The sequence below is a fragment of the Weissella cibaria KACC 11862 genome (assembly GCF_000193635.1).
Taxonomy (GTDB): Bacteria; Bacillota; Bacilli; order Lactobacillales; family Lactobacillaceae; genus Weissella; species Weissella cibaria.
In genome coordinates, this window is sequence record NZ_AEKT01000044.1 from 1 (window position 1) to 15,580 (window position 15,580).

31 protein-coding genes and 2 tRNA genes are annotated in these 15,580 nt (G+C 42.3%); 4 read left to right on the forward strand and 29 right to left on the reverse strand.

What is annotated here, in order from left to right; genetic code table 11:
* From ESE_RS0108915 to ESE_RS0109040, 25 genes are all read right to left on the reverse strand, one after another.
* Positions 1–1,076 (reverse strand): phage portal protein (locus ESE_RS0108915; protein WP_010374040.1); only part of this gene is annotated, 1,076 nt, incomplete at its 3' end.
* An 8-nt stretch (positions 1,077–1,084) separates the two neighbouring features.
* On the reverse strand, positions 1,085–2,371 hold the full coding sequence (locus tag ESE_RS0108920) for a PBSX family phage terminase large subunit (RefSeq protein ID WP_075274795.1): 1,287 nt from the start codon (positions 2,369–2,371) through the stop codon (positions 1,085–1,087).
* Positions 2,358–2,780, reverse strand: coding sequence for a terminase small subunit (locus ESE_RS11930; protein WP_010374045.1), 423 nt, complete (start codon positions 2,778–2,780; stop codon positions 2,358–2,360). The genes ESE_RS0108920 and ESE_RS11930 overlap by 14 nt, the downstream gene beginning before the upstream one ends.
* A 67-nt stretch (positions 2,781–2,847) precedes the next feature.
* Positions 2,848–2,929, reverse strand: a tRNA-Leu gene (locus ESE_RS0108930).
* A gap of 89 nt (positions 2,930–3,018) precedes the next feature.
* Positions 3,019–3,092 (reverse strand) — tRNA-Ile (locus ESE_RS0108935).
* Positions 3,093–3,878: 786 nt separating this feature from the next.
* On the reverse strand, positions 3,879–4,292 hold the full coding sequence (locus ESE_RS0108940) for an ArpU family phage packaging/lysis transcriptional regulator (RefSeq protein WP_010374047.1): 414 nt from the start codon (positions 4,290–4,292) through the stop codon (positions 3,879–3,881).
* A gap of 81 nt (positions 4,293–4,373) precedes the next feature.
* A complete protein-coding gene (locus ESE_RS0108945; protein ID WP_223822980.1) occupies positions 4,374–4,553 on the reverse strand; it encodes a hypothetical protein in 180 nt (59 codons plus the stop codon).
* Between the two features lie 33 nt (positions 4,554–4,586).
* Positions 4,587–4,775 (reverse strand): hypothetical protein, encoded by a 189-nt coding sequence (locus ESE_RS0108950; protein ID WP_010374050.1) that lies wholly within the window; start codon positions 4,773–4,775, stop codon positions 4,587–4,589.
* A gap of 3 nt (positions 4,776–4,778) precedes the next feature.
* Positions 4,779–5,126: a hypothetical protein gene (locus ESE_RS0108955; RefSeq protein WP_010374052.1), complete on the reverse strand. Its 348-nt coding sequence runs from the start codon at positions 5,124–5,126 to the stop codon at positions 4,779–4,781.
* Positions 5,123–5,371 (reverse strand): hypothetical protein, encoded by a 249-nt coding sequence (locus tag ESE_RS0108960; RefSeq protein WP_010374054.1) that lies wholly within the window; start codon positions 5,369–5,371, stop codon positions 5,123–5,125. The genes ESE_RS0108955 and ESE_RS0108960 overlap by 4 nt, the downstream gene beginning before the upstream one ends.
* Positions 5,371–5,643 carry a hypothetical protein gene (locus ESE_RS0108965; RefSeq protein WP_010374056.1) on the reverse strand — a complete coding sequence of 91 codons (273 nt, stop codon included), beginning with the start codon at positions 5,641–5,643 and terminating at the stop codon, positions 5,371–5,373. The genes ESE_RS0108960 and ESE_RS0108965 overlap by 1 nt, the downstream gene beginning before the upstream one ends.
* Positions 5,643–6,209: a hypothetical protein gene (locus ESE_RS0108970; protein WP_010374058.1), complete on the reverse strand. Its 567-nt coding sequence runs from the start codon at positions 6,207–6,209 to the stop codon at positions 5,643–5,645. Before ESE_RS0108970 ends, ESE_RS0108965 begins: the two co-directional genes overlap by 1 nt.
* Positions 6,209–6,415 (reverse strand): helix-turn-helix domain-containing protein, encoded by a 207-nt coding sequence (locus ESE_RS0108975; RefSeq protein WP_010374060.1) that lies wholly within the window; start codon positions 6,413–6,415, stop codon positions 6,209–6,211. Before ESE_RS0108975 ends, ESE_RS0108970 begins: the two co-directional genes overlap by 1 nt.
* A 55-nt stretch (positions 6,416–6,470) precedes the next feature.
* Positions 6,471–6,839: a hypothetical protein gene (locus tag ESE_RS0108980; protein WP_010374061.1), complete on the reverse strand. Its 369-nt coding sequence runs from the start codon at positions 6,837–6,839 to the stop codon at positions 6,471–6,473.
* 2 nt (positions 6,840–6,841) lie between these two features.
* On the reverse strand, positions 6,842–7,567 hold the full coding sequence (locus ESE_RS0108985) for an ATP-binding protein (protein WP_010374063.1): 726 nt from the start codon (positions 7,565–7,567) through the stop codon (positions 6,842–6,844).
* Positions 7,567–8,367 carry a DnaD domain protein gene (locus tag ESE_RS11935; protein WP_010374064.1) on the reverse strand — a complete coding sequence of 267 codons (801 nt, stop codon included), beginning with the start codon at positions 8,365–8,367 and terminating at the stop codon, positions 7,567–7,569. Before ESE_RS11935 ends, ESE_RS0108985 begins: the two co-directional genes overlap by 1 nt.
* Entirely contained in the window at positions 8,330–9,040 is a 711-nt protein-coding gene (locus ESE_RS0108995) for a putative HNHc nuclease (RefSeq protein WP_010374066.1), read from the reverse strand. The genes ESE_RS11935 and ESE_RS0108995 overlap by 38 nt, the downstream gene beginning before the upstream one ends.
* A gap of 13 nt (positions 9,041–9,053) precedes the next feature.
* On the reverse strand, positions 9,054–9,899 hold the full coding sequence (locus ESE_RS0109000; RefSeq protein ID WP_010374068.1) for a hypothetical protein: 846 nt from the start codon (positions 9,897–9,899) through the stop codon (positions 9,054–9,056).
* Positions 9,900–9,909: 10 nt separating this feature from the next.
* Complete coding sequence (locus ESE_RS0109005; protein ID WP_010374070.1) at positions 9,910–10,836, reverse strand: DUF1351 domain-containing protein; 927 nt, start codon at positions 10,834–10,836, stop codon at positions 9,910–9,912.
* An 84-nt stretch (positions 10,837–10,920) separates the two neighbouring features.
* Positions 10,921–11,064: a hypothetical protein gene (locus ESE_RS12380; protein ID WP_010374073.1), complete on the reverse strand. Its 144-nt coding sequence runs from the start codon at positions 11,062–11,064 to the stop codon at positions 10,921–10,923.
* Positions 11,065–11,144: 80 nt separating this feature from the next.
* A complete protein-coding gene (locus ESE_RS0109020) occupies positions 11,145–11,672 on the reverse strand; it encodes a hypothetical protein (RefSeq protein ID WP_010374074.1) in 528 nt (175 codons plus the stop codon).
* Positions 11,662–11,850, reverse strand: a complete 189-nt coding sequence (locus ESE_RS0109025) for a hypothetical protein (protein WP_010374075.1) — start codon at positions 11,848–11,850, stop codon at positions 11,662–11,664. Before ESE_RS0109025 ends, ESE_RS0109020 begins: the two co-directional genes overlap by 11 nt.
* Positions 11,840–12,064: a hypothetical protein gene (locus ESE_RS0109030; protein WP_010374076.1), complete on the reverse strand. Its 225-nt coding sequence runs from the start codon at positions 12,062–12,064 to the stop codon at positions 11,840–11,842. The genes ESE_RS0109025 and ESE_RS0109030 overlap by 11 nt, the downstream gene beginning before the upstream one ends.
* A gap of 49 nt (positions 12,065–12,113) precedes the next feature.
* Positions 12,114–12,347, reverse strand: coding sequence for a hypothetical protein (locus tag ESE_RS0109035; protein ID WP_010374077.1), 234 nt, complete (start codon positions 12,345–12,347; stop codon positions 12,114–12,116).
* Positions 12,348–12,349: 2 nt separating this feature from the next.
* Positions 12,350–12,559, reverse strand: a complete 210-nt coding sequence (locus ESE_RS0109040; RefSeq protein ID WP_010374078.1) for a helix-turn-helix domain-containing protein — start codon at positions 12,557–12,559, stop codon at positions 12,350–12,352.
* A 120-nt stretch (positions 12,560–12,679) separates the two neighbouring features.
* On the opposite strand from ESE_RS0109040, the gene ESE_RS0109045 reads away from it, so the two are divergent.
* Positions 12,680–12,958: a hypothetical protein gene (locus tag ESE_RS0109045; RefSeq protein WP_010374079.1), complete on the forward strand. Its 279-nt coding sequence runs from the start codon at positions 12,680–12,682 to the stop codon at positions 12,956–12,958.
* Here the strand turns inward: ESE_RS0109045 and ESE_RS0109050 are convergent.
* From ESE_RS0109050 to ESE_RS0109060, 3 genes are read right to left on the reverse strand one after another with little or no spacing between them, the layout of a single operon-like run.
* Positions 12,955–13,173: a hypothetical protein gene (locus ESE_RS0109050; RefSeq protein WP_010374080.1), complete on the reverse strand. Its 219-nt coding sequence runs from the start codon at positions 13,171–13,173 to the stop codon at positions 12,955–12,957. The two genes, ESE_RS0109045 and ESE_RS0109050, sit on opposite strands and share 4 nt — an antisense overlap.
* 2 nt (positions 13,174–13,175) lie before the next feature.
* A complete protein-coding gene (locus tag ESE_RS12065) occupies positions 13,176–13,913 on the reverse strand; it encodes an ORF6C domain-containing protein (RefSeq protein WP_010374081.1) in 738 nt (245 codons plus the stop codon).
* Between the two features lie 10 nt (positions 13,914–13,923).
* On the reverse strand, positions 13,924–14,151 hold the full coding sequence (locus ESE_RS0109060; RefSeq protein ID WP_010374082.1) for a hypothetical protein: 228 nt from the start codon (positions 14,149–14,151) through the stop codon (positions 13,924–13,926).
* A gap of 86 nt (positions 14,152–14,237) precedes the next feature.
* Here ESE_RS0109060 and ESE_RS0109065 point away from each other — a divergent pair, with 86 nt between their 5' ends.
* Positions 14,238–14,447, forward strand: coding sequence for a hypothetical protein (locus ESE_RS0109065; RefSeq protein ID WP_010374083.1), 210 nt, complete (start codon positions 14,238–14,240; stop codon positions 14,445–14,447).
* Here ESE_RS0109065 and ESE_RS12555 read toward each other — a convergent pair.
* Positions 14,444–14,572, reverse strand: a complete 129-nt coding sequence (locus ESE_RS12555) for a hypothetical protein (protein WP_010374084.1) — start codon at positions 14,570–14,572, stop codon at positions 14,444–14,446. The genes ESE_RS0109065 and ESE_RS12555 overlap by 4 nt on opposite strands.
* 257 nt (positions 14,573–14,829) lie before the next feature.
* On the opposite strand from ESE_RS12555, the gene ESE_RS0109075 reads away from it, so the two are divergent.
* On the forward strand, positions 14,830–15,171 hold the full coding sequence (locus ESE_RS0109075; protein ID WP_010374086.1) for a helix-turn-helix domain-containing protein: 342 nt from the start codon (positions 14,830–14,832) through the stop codon (positions 15,169–15,171).
* On the forward strand, positions 15,164–15,571 hold the full coding sequence (locus ESE_RS0109080) for a M78 family metallopeptidase domain-containing protein (RefSeq protein WP_010374088.1): 408 nt from the start codon (positions 15,164–15,166) through the stop codon (positions 15,569–15,571). Before ESE_RS0109075 ends, ESE_RS0109080 begins: the two co-directional genes overlap by 8 nt.
* Positions 15,572–15,580: the final 9 nt, after the last annotated feature.

Genomic DNA, 15,580 nt, shown 5'->3' on the forward strand with positions numbered 1-15,580 from the left:
CCAGCCAATCGATCAATGTACGCCTTGGTCCCATCTGAGTCATAGGACTTTGTCAGATACTCAGCGCCAGGTTCAGCTCCATTTTCATCAGGGTTATCGTCCATAATCAGCAAGCGTGCCTGCTTCATTTGAGCAACAACATTACCAATGAAATTTGGGTTTGGTCGTTCAGTACCGCTGTCGTCAACGATTACCGGGTTATCGTCACTACCGGTGAATGGATTACCCTTAATCATCAACAATGCATTGTTGAAATCTTCCTGAGTATTTGCCAACTCTGATTGGGCCAAATCGTAAGCGTCGATTGTATCCAGAACAGCTTCATAAGCACCTGTCCTGTCCTCGTTGCTGGCATATTCAGTAACCGGCACACCGTTGAACTCGTGAGTTGTTTCCTCAACAAACTTCATGCCCCCAGCTTCTTGATTGTCATTGCGGTAGTAATACACCTTATCGTTCGTGTACACTTCAACAAAATCACGGAACTTGCCTTCTTCGTATCGAACGCGGTAATAACGAACCGCAAACAACGAATTACGTTGCACCGTATCGTCATATACAACAAAGACTTGCTCCGGGTTTAATCGGGCAAGCCTTACTTGAACGTTATTCTCATCACCGTCAACGTATAGCAACTCATAGGCCCGGCCGTAGATTGACAAGTCGGTCTTAATTAGCACATTGTGGTAACTCTCATTGTTCTGTTTTGAAAAATCATCAACCTCTTCTTGCAACGTCTTATCTGACGCGTTCTTATAGACCACCGGCTTACCCAGCATATAACTCTGCTCAAAAATCGTAATGTATCGTGCAAAATCACTGGCAATACGATTGTCTGCTGCTGTCTTATCCGACTTGGGCTCCTTATAACGAATATCGTTATCTGCAAGATAATACCGCTTCAACGCTTTTAGCCGGTTCACCTGCGACGACTTATGCCGGTTAATGAAACGATCTAACTGGTTAATAAATCCTTCGGCCGCTGGGTCCATAATTGCATAATCATCAGCATTCATAAAGAATACGTCATTCGCATTAGGGTTAAATCGGCCTTTTCTCAAAAAATCAATACTCATAACTGCTCCTATCCAAAGTACGTGCGTGCCTTTATCAGCTTTTGTTCAAATGAATCGGCACTCTTAAGCGACTGCTTGTCGGCTGCGTAACGAACCGCGTCCAAAAAGTGGTTAAAACTATCAACAGGCTTGTTAATGTACTCGCCTGTCTTCTTATCTTTTTGCCACGTGTAATTGTCCAGCTCCTCAATCACCTGAAACAATCGCTCATCAACAACGATTTTGAATTGCTGTAAGTATTCAATACCGTGTCTAATACTGTCAGGCCCTTTGCGTGCCTTTGTTATACGGTCAATACCAGCTTTGCGTATCTCAGCAATTGATTTTGGCTCGGCTGCATCAGCAATAATCGTTTCTTTGCTGTGTCCTAAGTCTTTAATCATCTGTGCTATCTCACCATTTAACATCCCCGTTTTACCGGTTGCTTCCAGGATATACAGCACCTTGTTTTCAACGTCCAGCTTGATATGCACAAATGCCGTCGGGTCATTGGTATATCCAAAGTCCAGTCCGAAGTACGACGGGACACCCTTTAATTCGTCACTGTCGGCCCGTAGAAGTCGTTTCTCATACTTAGGGAATATCAGCTTATCCAGTGTCGCGAACTCTCCCAGCGCATAAATCTTGTAGTATGCGCCGTTAGTTTCGCTAAGCTGTTCGATACGTCTACGATTGGCGTCATCCAAGAACTTATTGTCCTTGTAAGTCGACAAATGAATTTTTGTGTCCGGATCCGTTCGCTCAAAGAATTGTTTGTACACCCAATTCGCTTTAGACACCGGGTTAAACATAATGAAGATTTGTTTCTGGGGATGCTTACGTTCACGCAAACGCAAATCAAGTTGATTGAAATCGTCCAACGTGAACTCAGTCGCTTCTTCCATCATGACGTCGCTGATGCCCTTTACTGACTTAATCTTTTCTGGGTTATCAAGCCCTTTGAAAATAAACTCAGCACCATTCGATAGCTTAATTCGATAATCAGTATTGCGAACCTTTGCGTATGGCATCAGCCCCCATTCAGTCAGCCTTGAAATAAAGTCTTCAAAGATTGAGTCCTTAACAGTCGCACCTACTTTTCGCAAAATTAAAAAGCGCCGGGGAATTTTCCAATCACCCAACGCTTTTAAAATAACTTTTTGAACTACACCAGCAGACTTACCAGACGACGCGCCGCCGTACCACAAATCAACTCGCGAATCGTAATCATACAGATAATCAAAGACTTGTTTGTTGAACACTCGCGCCGGCTTCGGAAACTCCAACGTCAATTGTTCATTCTTACTCATCTTCATCCTCCGTGTAATCACCCATCACAACGATTGGCTTCACTTCTACGACACTTTCAGCCTGGAAGATACCAAGTACCTTACCCAAGTTTTCGGCAGCCTTAATCCGGTTGTTAACCTTTGTCGGCACCTCAATAACTTTTCCAGATGGCGTCACTTCCTGCTCACCTATCTCACCCTGAACAACCTTTTCAAAGAATTCGATCACGTTGTCAGTTGTCATACGTCGCTGTTCTCGGAGTTCGGCTTGTCTTGCTTGAATAGCTTCTTTCACGTCAACATTTGTCAACAAACGTTGTGCAATACTTCTAGCTGTCCTTGCGCTATAACCAGCCTCACGTGCCGCCTGTGCGCCGTTTCCGCCATTTCTGACCCATTCATCAACAAACCGTTCCTGTCGCTCATTCAAGCTCATATGCCGTTCTCCTTTCAGTGCAAAATAAAAAGGTAACAATCTAATTGATTGCTACCTGATGTGAATATGCCGATAGTGGGATTCGAACCCACAACCAATTAAGGGACGGATTTTAAGTCCGCTGCGTATGCCAGTTCCGCCATATCGGCTTATAAAAGCAAAGATTGATAGACATCTGTGTAGGTGGTGTGGCACATTATAGAAATGAAATATACCTAACATCTATCAATCCATGCCATGTTCCCTACTGGTCTCGAACCAGTGACCGGACGGTTATGAGCCGTCTGCTCTAACCAACTGAGCTAAAGGAACTTTCAGACCATTTAAAGTATGAACGGTCCCATTTCATATGTATTCTACTGTAAGCAGTACGACTTGTTTAACACGTGGGGAGTGCTTCGCAAGTCACTAGAAAATGTATGAAATGAATAACAATTGTTGGAGTCGAACCAACATACAAAAATACCGATATTGCTGCCAACGTATTAACGTTAAGGAGTGACCAATCATCTCACAGAATTGATCGTTTGTCAGTAATCTCTCACATATTACACGACACATCATTATGCCATAAATGATGCTCCATTTTCAACGTCTTATTGCAATATCATAAACTTCCATATCTCTTATGTACTGACCAGCGACACATACAAGTCCTGATCCCGGTAATAACTATCAAAGTTTATCCTTAATAGTTTTGAGTATGTACGCCAGACATAGCAACCGGCAGTGTCGTTTAAAACAAATACAAGGAAGATTATCCTTTAATTTATTTTTTGCTATGTGATGCATGTGGTCAGGATTTGCACCTGACATGACATCCCACGGACTTAGAAGCTACCTTTGTCTTTCAATCAGTAAACTGATTACGTTGGCTTAAAAATCAATGTATTCCGTGAGTTATAGGCGTGTGCCTCATCGGGCTAACTTCGGCTTCGTCATACGGGCACCTTTTCCACCACCTGTGTCTTATAATTCAATTAGCGTCTACCTATTCCGCCACACATGCTTTGTTTCAACTTTGGTACTCTATCATAATAACTTGGACTGCCCGCACCTTGCATGCGGCACTTATGAACCATATACGCGCTTTCCAAATTATTCTTTAACTCGTAAATCATCAACATCGGCAAACTTATCAGCGAACAATAAAAACGCTTCATCGATAATCTCTTGGCCACGTCTAGTGCTGTAACCAGTCAGCGCTTCTACTTGCAACCATTCCAAGTGGCGAACGTATCGCAACCACATGAAGTGCCTGTGTGGCTGTGTCATGACTTTAATGGCATGGACAACAGCATCGTAGTAGTACACAGCGTCAGTATGGTTCGTGAACCGCTCATCGTTGGCATTACCAAATGATCGTGCACTTGGCATGTCTGAAATTTCAACCGACTTCAAATCAACATATCCCATATCAGCCATGTTCACGATACGTGGCCACTCACTATCAAAAAAATCTCGAACCGCTTCTCTTGTTGCCTTCTCATTCACCGCTGGTAAAAGTGCCATTTCCTACGTCCTCCGAACCATGTTAAAATGAACTTACCTTAAATTCTTTTACATGGCGCTGGACTTCGGTCTGGCGCTTTTTTAGTGCGCCTTTTTGATTTCATAGATACTAAGTACCACGAACGTTATCAGCCAAAACAGCAAGGCCACCCCGTTCAACCACCAAGCAATTCCCGGCGTGTTCATTGTTGGCGGATAATCTCCCCAATTTATCCAAGCAGCTGAAAACCCATATGCCAAGACACCAATTCCAAAACTCATAAGAAAGTTCCACAAAATAATCATCTAATCCACCTATCCTTCTTCTACCCAGTAGTAATAGCCAACTAACCACTTGCTGACCATATGCTTCACTAGCCATTCACTACTTGTTCGATACGCCTGCCGCTTATCCGTTGTGCACAGCATTACGCGCTTGCCTTCTCGGTCATAACCTAACTTGAAGTAGCCCTGCCTGTCCTTGAAATAGTAGTAAGTTCGCATTCATCAATCCACCACTTCGACCAACTCTGGGTGCAACCACGCTTGCATAGCTTGTTCTGTGGTCAACCCCCAACTTGGATAACGCTCTGAATACGTATCCTCGAAAACCTCTTCATCACGCAGAATAATCAAATCCTCATATTGTGATTGTGTCAGATTGATTGTTGCCACGTGCTTCTCGTACGTCTCACGCAACTCTTCGATAATCGCTGAAAATGTTCGATTGATAAATTGTTGCTGATGATATTTTTTGTCGGACACGCCTGCAAAAGGACTGGATAAAAGCGGATTTGTTAACGGCCCCTTTTCCAGGGCAGCATTCCACTTAATAATCGCTTCATCAAATGTCATTTTTCTTCACCCTCCGCCATAAAATCTGTTACAAAACCACTTCCACCATTTCTACGCCAGTAATCATATTTCAGCAGGATATTAAACACATCATCTCTCGTGTACAGTTCAGGAGCATCGCTGCTATCTACTGATCCACCGTCGGCATCCGTATAAAACACCCACTCGTTAAAGTCACCGTTTACCGACAACACTTGCCCGTTAAACTCGATTGGCGCAACTGGCTTAATCTTTGCAATTGCCATTAATCTTCCTCACTAAAATCTTCTAAATCTTCCTTGATGCTCAAAAGTGCATGCTTTGCAATGTCGGCTGCCTCTTTCATAGACGCCTCATTACGATCCTTATTTTGTTGATAAATCCACAAGACATCACTAATCATGCTCTCGACGATGTCCGTCACTTCACGTAGCTTTGCGTTACTTTCCCTGTCATGATTTGTCTCGCCAAATGGTGATGTGTCATTCACCAGAGTCGCAGTAATATCTTGACTGCTTACTTCTGTGATAATCTTCATTATTCTTCCACCTTCACTTTTCGTGCATTCAATGCCGTTAGACCAGCTACTAACTCGTCAGCTTGCTCGTCTGAAAACAGATATTGATAACCGCTAGGTGCATGTTCTGGATCTGAATAGAAAGCAACATAATTCGCGTCAGACAATAGAGCTTTTTTGGTCGCTGTTCCGATTTTCACCTCAACTTCAAACTTAGGTTCTTTCTTCGGTGCGAACTCAACATGTTCTAACCACCATTCGCCAAGAAGTGCATCGGTAGGCATTACCGAATAATTAAATTCTGCAACATCTTCCCAAAGTTCGTCATCGTCATTTACATCATTCATAAATCCTTGAAGATTGTCGTCGCCATTGTCTTCCTTAATCATTTTCAATTTATCAATCACGTCAGCTGGCAACTCAATCACACGCTTTTCAACTGTTGCGTTTTCTGCAACAGTTGGTGCGCTGTACTCTTGAAGATTTTCAACCGGAATTCGCAGCAACTCCTTTTCAGATAGCATCATGTACCCTTTACCAACAATAAACTTCACGCCCTCCGGCAAATCCAATACATACTTAGTCATTAATCTTCTTCCTTCAAGTATTCAACCGACACGTTATATAGCGCTACCATTCGCCGCATCGTTTCTTCACTAGCTGTTAGGGAACCTGATTCGTACATCATCAAATGATCTAAGCTAGTCAGCCCCAACTTATGCCACGCTGTGTTCTGTGCAATTTGTGCATCAAGTCGTGCTTGTGCGATGCGATTGTGTGGAAATTGTCGCATTTCATTTACCTCGTTTGCCCACCCATACCCGCCATTTCTGGCACTGCCTATTCAATTAACGTCCGTTCATGTAGGCGCTAGCCAACAAATCAGGCTGACCAATTAAATACCAGTCAGTAGGCTTTGAACGCAGCCACTTAACGAAATCAGTAAGTGTATTGTGATAATCGTTAGCGATTGCCTCTGCCAATTCATGTGGCACGTCTGGCAAATCTTCTGCTCGCGTCATTCGTGGCAACTTTTGTCCGTTGTACTCGATCCAGATGTCTTCTGGCTTAACCCCAATCTGTCCCAAATAATGTTGCTTATCCAAGAAATCTTGTTGCGCTTCATCGTAGGTCATACCGTTCCAGTAGCGCGTTTCACCCATGAAATTCGCCACAACCGCGTATCCACGGTTCACATATTTCTTCTCTTCGTTCATGATTAAACCTTTCTGACATCATCAAGCTTGTTCGTCGTGATGATGTGCTTAATATCCTTCGTAATTAGCCGTGATAAGACCGCCTGGTCGTATTTCAACGCCAATCCGGTCAAATCATCGTTTGACGTGATAATCGTCGCCTTGCCCCTTCTAGCGTCTGCTAATTCAAATAGCATTGACGATACTGTCTCTTTTGCTTCGGCCTGTGTCTCTTTTCCAAAATCATCAAGAACCAACACTTCAACTTCACGCATGAACTTCTCTGTTAGGTTCAAACGTTCTGCAACCTTATTGTCCTTGAATGACTTAAATTTCAAGTTTCGCCATTCAACAACCGACACGAACATCGTTGTGTAGCGATCGCTTAGTCGGCTCATCATTGCCAATGCCAACGATGTTTTACCAGCACCAGCTCGACCGAACAGGAACACATTGAACAATCCGTTGCGCATCTCATTTGTCATTGCATATGCCTGATTGCCAATATCACGCGCTGTCTGCTCGTTTCGTTGTATTTGTGGGTTCCAGTCTTCAAACTCAAAAGAACGCGTCTCTGTCTCGCCCCACAAGCTCATACGCTGATATTTAACGCGTTCTTGCGCTTGCCACGCTTTAGTAATGCGTTCAGCATCGGCCTTTTCTTTTTCAGCACGCTCTTCCGGTGTCAACGTCTTAGGTGTTAACCCACGTTGTCGCAACTCACGTACCCAATCGCTTGTAGTATTCATTAGCTGCCCTCCAGTTTGTCGTTAAGTTCTTGCATCCAATCTGGCACCTTTTCATCAGCAACGGCCTGTTTGTGTGTCTCTTTACCTGCATGCCAATCAGCAACTGATTTAACGCCTTCATTCAACTTTGCACGTAGTATTGCGTCTACGTACTTAAAGTTGCGAATAGCTCGATTAGAAGCGTCTTGTAATGCAAGGTTCAGTACACCAATTTCCATACCGTCTTCAGTCACGTATTCAAGCAACTGGTTCAACTGCAATGGTGTTAGATGATCAGCAAATCCATGCATTGCCACCAAGTCAGCAAGTTGATTGCGAAGCGGGCCGGTCGGTTGGTCGGTCGTATTTTCACTTACCTTACCTTCACTTACCTTACTCTTACCTATACTTACCTTACCTACCCTTACCTGTGTCGCCGTGTCGTCTACTATCCGTGGACGTTCCGTCGACGGTTCGTCCACGTAATACGAACCACTTTCTGAAACGCCTAGTTTCCGGCGTTCTTCGCTGTACATCGTTGCATTGTACGTATCTTTTCGAATGTAATTGTGAATGCGCCAGTCTTTAATGACGACTACCCCGCTATCTTCGAACGGGATTAAGAATTGCTTCGCTAGCAGTAACTTTTCATCGTCAGTTGATGCGCCAATCATTCGCTTAATTGTGTTGATATTCCCGACAAACCCGTCATCGTCAGCATGCATATTCAAGTGGAAGTACAATGCTTGCGTTGACAGTGGCATGTCTAAGAACGCGTCTGTGTCAGTAACTTTCTTGCTTAACATTCGTCGTTGTGCCATCTATTTCCTCCATTCGCTTGAACGTCATAATTCCAAGACGTTGCAATGTTTCAGGGTCTAGCTTGATACCCTTAACGTGATATTTCTGTGCAAAAACTGGCCACCCAATGTTGTGTGCTTCGTTGTGGTGTGCTCGGCATAATGCAATTAAATGTTTTTCTCGATGATCAACTGTCCTTCGGTCATTACCCATTCCAACCGTGTCAACGTGGTGAACATCTGCTGCCAATCCGCAAATTACACAACTTCTGTTTTTAAGCGATTGATACATGTAAACGTCCAAATCATCTTGATATTCCAGTGCAGGTTTCCGCATTGGAATGTGGTATTTCAACGCAAATTCCAACAGGAAAGAAATAAATGTCCTTGCAGTAGTAATATCAGTGTTTCCTAAACTGAATTCATGTGCATCCATCGTTTCGTAAAACAACCCCTTCATCACATTTTTCATTTCATCTAGCGTATAACCGAAGAAATCAGACATATCTCTCAAAATGGCATATGTTTTACGCCTCTGCACTGGGCTTATTAGGCGTTTGTCTACAACTGTCACATCAACTTCAGGATGCTCATCATCGTTTACCGAGTTTATTAGCCCCAAAGATAACGAGTCATCTACCTTGACAGTGACATACCGCCCGTTTATTTCGGTTATCTTGCCGATAAAATTCATGATTTACCTCTTTTTAGAAAGGCAATTCATCATCTGAAATGCCCACCTCATTAATTGGTTGTCCAAATGGATCTAATGCCGGCGTACCATTAAAAGGTGGTACATCCGGAACGTCATCTTCGCTATTTTGCTGAGTTCCGAGTACCGTCGGTGCTGGATTAGATGTTGTCATCGCAGCATTAATCATGTCGTCACGGTAAGCTTCGACAATTTTGTCCGAACTGTCCTGGGATACCCATTTCAACATTCCTTCAACTTTGTCCTCAGCAATTTCATCAACCTTGAAATCCAAAACTTTATTAATGCTTCCACTGTTGTTTTTTCGAGTTGTCCCCTTGTTCTCAAGTTTGATAATTGAGCGGCCGGTCAAATCACCATCAATAGCGTCATTAAGTACATACGCATTAACTCCACGGGATACATACCAAACAACTAACGGCTTTTTTTGTGGAACGTCATCCAACGCTGTTGCATATCCAACGTAAATCTCTTCCTGCTTTAATTGCTCGTTTTGGCCCAACACGATTTGTTGCTTAAGCTCCATCATTGTTTCAGCAGTATATGTTTCACCATCAATTGTGATTACATAGGGTTGCCGTTCTTCAGTATCAGTCACGACATAATTTGAGAGTGCCTTTTCATCTGTTCCACGTGTCCACTTCACACGATTCATCATAAAGTGAGGCAAGATGGTAATTGACTTAATATCATTTGCTTCAGAAAAATCAGCGCCAGGTTCCATGATTGAAAACTTTCCCTCGCTGGCATTAAACGCTAGAAACATTCCTGGGAATGGTGGCAACACCGAATTGTTTGTTGAAATTCGTTCATTCTTACGCATACGTTCTGCAAAATCCATATTTTTTCTCCTATCGTTGTACGGCTGACTTATAAGTGACACCACTTGCCTCAAATCCCTTATCGAATTTGTTGTGAATAAACTGTTCTACATATGCAAATTGTTGGTCTGTAATGTCTGAAAGTTGAATGATATACGTTCGCTTTAGCGCTTCCGGTTCTTCAATAATTTCACCGGTCTCTTGATCTACTAACTTGTTTCCAATTTTTGTGGCTTGCTCTGCGCGCTTTACCTTAGCATCAAAATCAGCTTGTGCACGAGCTCGTTCGGCTGCAAATCGCGCCTTTGCAAGCCTCACATCTTTCTTCATTGATGCCTTGACTTCATCTAAATCCTTATAATCAAGTTGTCCCACATACCCAGCTACTCCGGCAGGATCCATTTGCAATTCAGCTGCATATGCTTCGACAGCAGACGTTTGAAGTTCACGAACTTGAACTTCGTTCTTGATATTTTCAAATTGAGACCGTACTGTTTGCTCCGTCTCTGCCCATTTCGCAGTCTTATTGAGCCATTTATCGTCAAATTGAATTTTTTCAGCAGGCAAGTTGTATTCAGTTGCAATTTTTTCAATCTCAATAAGAATCAACGTTTTTCGGTCTTGCTTATCTGCTTCGACAACTTCATCAATTTGTGGCTTCAAGGTACCATCTGAAACGCTCTGAATTTTCTTCTCAATTTCTTTCAAGCGCTTTTCTGTGTCCGGCCAATTACCGGCTACTTTATCGGCAATATTGCGTCGTGTTTCGCCGAGTCCCTTGTATGCCTTGTTCAAATCCGTTCGAGCTTGTTTTGCCTGTGCCAAAGTCGCTGCTGACACCGGTGTCTTCTTATACGTTGCCAACATGCCATCAACGTATTGTTCTAATTCATCAACTCCAGTCACTTCAACGATTGCTGGAGTAACATTCGCTGGATTCACTACCAATTCATTCATAAGTCCTTATCCTCGTATTCATCCATGTAGTTGTTAAATGCTTCTTCGTTATCTTCTGGGTCATCAGGTGGATCAATCAGTTCATCAAACATGGTCAGCCACCCAATTCAAAACATCAGCAACGCCCGTTTCAAACTCCGAAACAGTTCCATCATTGTTATCTCGTTGCTCTGCCTTGAACGCTCGGTTCATGTGCCGTAGCGCTTCCACTCGCAATTCATTTTTCATTACATGCCCCCTGTGTTATCCTTGAGGAGTAAAATCATTTTTCCGAATAGATTTACTCCGACGCTTAACGGTTGCACCCGTTAGGCGTTTTTATTTTCCTTGTCGTATCGGCCCTTGTACTTTGTGTTGTACAACGATGCCAGGCTCATTCGTAGCTGTTTAGCAATCGGTGTCGCAATATATGAAAACGATTGTTCAGGTCGCTTGGAATCCATAGCCCGTTTGAATGTTTTATATCTATCTTCGTAACCGACTGCCGATGTTATATTCGGCTTGTTGAAAGGTGTGCCTTCTAATTCAGCTTCGCTGCGTTCCCGTAAAAAGCGTCCAAGATACCGTGAATTACTAGCAGTGATGAATGATAGGCCAGACACTTGGCTTGCTTGTGATACTAAATCATCACGTTCATCAGCATTCTTCCCAACCATATAATCCGATAGGAATTTCGCAAATCGACGATACCGCCGTTCATATTCAGGCAATGCCTTATTTGGCCGTTCAACCCCGCTTTTGCGAATTCGTTCCTTCTCTGCTTCAACATCAAACTTCACAGGCTTGGCAAAGTTGTAATGAATATTGCCAACACCTGTTGGCCCCTTATAGTCCATTTGTAGCCTCCAATACATAATCGATTACTTCTTGCTTATCATCGAACCAAACTTGTCCGCCTCGCTTGGTCTTGAAGCCGACACGTACACCACCAACCGGCAATGTTTGCACTTCATAGTTGAAGAACCCACGGCCTTCTGCAAAGTTCCGAACCATTTGATAGTCGCTAATCTTCATAGCGCACCAGCTTTCCGGTTGGCTTCAATGCTTCGGCAGCATCGTAACCGTTGGCTAAAAACACGAACGGATAAACAACCATTCGTAAGATACCCTTCAAGAACCACGCCAAACGAACTCGGTTCGCAATCACTAACCACCCAGCGGCTACAAACAGCAACGTAGCTTGCAATGCCTGCCAACCTACCAACTTCAATGCGTCGATGATCCACATCTTCCTTTTCCTCCGTTAACTTATTAGTACACTGTCTGCCCCACCATCTTCACCACCAATCGTTGAGTTTGCGATAACGTAATACGTCAGAAACCAAGTAGGTTGGCTTATATGCGCCAGGCGTCTTGTTTGGTACGTTCTGCATAAACTTCTTTGAGTAACGAATATGTTCCTTGAAGTACCATAACGAACGCCCAAGTATTCGCCTTGCACCAACTTGGCCAACGACTCGTAGTTGCTCAAGTTCATCGATGGTGGCTTTTTCTTCTGAAAAACGCGCCATAACTAATCCTCCCAATCAATTTTCTTTAGTTCGTTTAAATCAATATCTAACGCAATGGCAACCTTGATCATGTTTCTCAATGTCAATGTTCTTAATTTGCCAACCTTTAACGAATACAATGTTGTTTTATCTATACCTGTGACACCTGATAGCCAGTAATTTGTTAAACCCTTATTTTTCAACACCATATTGATAAAATTTCCTAGTGACATTTGATTAATACCTCACTTTTATATTGGGTAAAATACTGTATAATAAAGTTACCCACAAACTTAAACTTAACAGCCATTAGGTTTCTTCTACTTGTGGAAAACTACAACAAGGAGGCTCTTATGCCAAAACCATATATCATTACGTATGACCTTAACGAACCAGGAAAAAAGTACGATGACGTTGCTGCTGCAATTAAATCTTCAGCACGCACTTGGACTCATTACCTTGAATCAACGTTTATCATCACTAGTGATTTATCAGCTGATCAAATTCAAAAGAACATCAAGCCCTATCTTGATAACAATGATGCTTTGTTCATATCAGAACTAGCAGCAAACAACCACCAAGGTTGGCTAAATCGTGATCAGTGGGATTATTTGCGTGAGCATGTATTCTAGAAATTTTTAGACACTGGATTCCCGCACTTTATCCCATCGTTATCTTCTGGGATAAAACGGTCGTTTCGAGTAGAAATGATTAACTTCAATTGATTGAAACGCTCAATCGTATTTGAAAGCTGTTCCGCCTGCTCCAACAGGTCTTGGGACAGCTTTTTTAATTCATCTAGACCCTCTACATGCACGTTTTCAACTTTCACTGTCTTGTTTTTCATCACTAAACCTCCAATTCCATTTGAGCATTCAGGCGTTCAATATCCATCACTGTGTTCGTTGAAGGACGCCAATTCCGGATATAATCACGACCCGCTTGTAATTGATCCATTGGCAAACTTGTGTACGAATCCAACTCACCAAAGTGATTTTTGAAGTCACGCCACATCTCGCTGAATACCTTTGCGCTAACTTCACGGTATGCATTGGTATCTTTACCACCAAGCCAGAAGTACACACGAGACGCTCCCAGCTTCTTCAACTTGCCAGCTACCTTTGCGGGAAGTCCAAACTCATTCTTTAATTCAGCTACTTGCATCTCAGTAGTATTTTGACGTTCTACAATCTGAGTGAGTTGCTTTTCTTGCTGAACCAGCTTATTTGCTGTTGCTGCAACAATTTCCATTTCAGTCATTGGCTTAGCTTGGTATGATCCAGTCTTGCGAATGCTTGGCAATACTTCAGTTGTTACCCAATCTTGGAAACGTTCAGCCGTATCGTTGTTTGCCTTGATTGCTAACTTGTAGAATTGTGGCTCAGTAATGAAATCACCACGCTTCACAAGTTGTCCAGAAGTGGACAACCCTAGATATTCGTTAACACGTTCCCAGCGAACGTACTGTTGCCCCTTAGAAATCTTAGTTAGACCCAGTCCAGTCGCTGCACTTTCTGCCTCGAACATCACTTGTCCGTTTACTTCCTTAATCTTCAATCCGTTAAATACTTGCACTTCATTTGTCATGTTTTTCTCCTTATAAATCAGTGATGTTAAACAATGTGAAAATCTTATTGCGAATTGTCTTAGACTTCGGCGACGTTTCTCCATTAATAGCTCGATTAGTTTGGCTAACGCCCTCGCCAATCATTTCAGCAAGTTCCCATTGCTTCATGTCGTCTCGCTCCCACATTTCATCATTGATGCGCTTCTTAATCTTGCGCTTAAGGGCATTTTCTTGTTCCTCAATCGTTGTTGCCGTCATGTTGCAACCTCCTTTGTTTATTTGTGATAACATTTTGTTTGTGAGCGTCGCAATTCTCCCCTACAACCAGTAGAAAGGATAAACAGATGTCTAATATTGCAGATCGCATTGTTGATTTTGTTCAAAGCAAGCAGCCCGATGAAAATCGTTATATGTCAGTGCACCTATCTAACGGTGACTCCGTTAGTTTTTCATCAGTACTTTCTTATGAAAATGATGTTCTAGTTATCAAGGCAGAAAAGCGTACTCACTTTGTAGATGCCAATTCAATTGTTGATTTTGTCGTACACGACTAATATTGATTGATTGCTGCAACCAGTTCTGAAATGGCCGTTACCATTTCAGAACTGGTTTTTGTTTCCGGCGCTTTTGCGATTTCAACAATCAACGTCTCAATGACCTCAAGTGTTTCTGATGACATTAATTCATCCCCTTTCTGTTTTTTTATTATCAAGTTATTGCATTTTTTACAGCGTAGCTGTAATATAAAGGCATACGAAAAGCACAACAAACGCCCACATATCACTATTCGCTCGCCAAAGCATTGATATTTAAAGGTCTGTTTTTTGTTGCTCAATTACTTGATGAATTAAATATAACAGCCAGACTGTAATTTTGCAATAGCGAAAACTGTAAAAACTGTAAAATTAATTCTTCAACTTACGGAGAACCCTTGATATGACTGTTTATGAACGGATAAAAGAAATTTCAAAGACACGCGGAATGAGCCTTCAACAAGTGGCAAAATCTGCCGGATTGTCTCAAAATATGATTTACCAATACAAGAATGTAAATCCAAAAGCTGAAACGCTTCAAACACTAGCTGACGTTCTCGGTGTATCTGTTGATTACTTATTAGGTAATAGCGATAACATGCACCCTGTAGATAAAACAGATGAACGTGATGGTGATTTAAAGGATTACTTCGAAAAGCACCCTATTCTTCAATATGATGGAAACCCCATCCCCGAAGCTGAATTAAAAATAATTCGTCGTATTTTGGAGGACATGGATGACTGATCTTCTTAATTACCTTCTATTCATTGCAATTAGAAATGACATAAAGGTAGAATTTACAGACCTACTAAGTCCTTCTACGCCAGACCTAAGCATCCCGTCTGAAAGAAAAATTATAATCAACGAAAATTCATCTATAGGTGTCCACGTCACATTTAGATTCGCACATGAACTTGCACACATTCTATTTGGTAACGATAACCAAGATTACGTATATCAATTTTCAATCGGTACAAAGAAAGAATCTGAACGTAAAGCTCACAAGCGAGCACTTAGAATAATTTCACGTTTTGTTTATAATGAAACGCCAATGGAGTATCGTAATTACGTAGACTTTATGAACGCGTTCAATTTGCCTTCCTCTTTTGAGAATTGGGCAAAGGATGCTATTAAAGCGGCATAGGCAAAACAC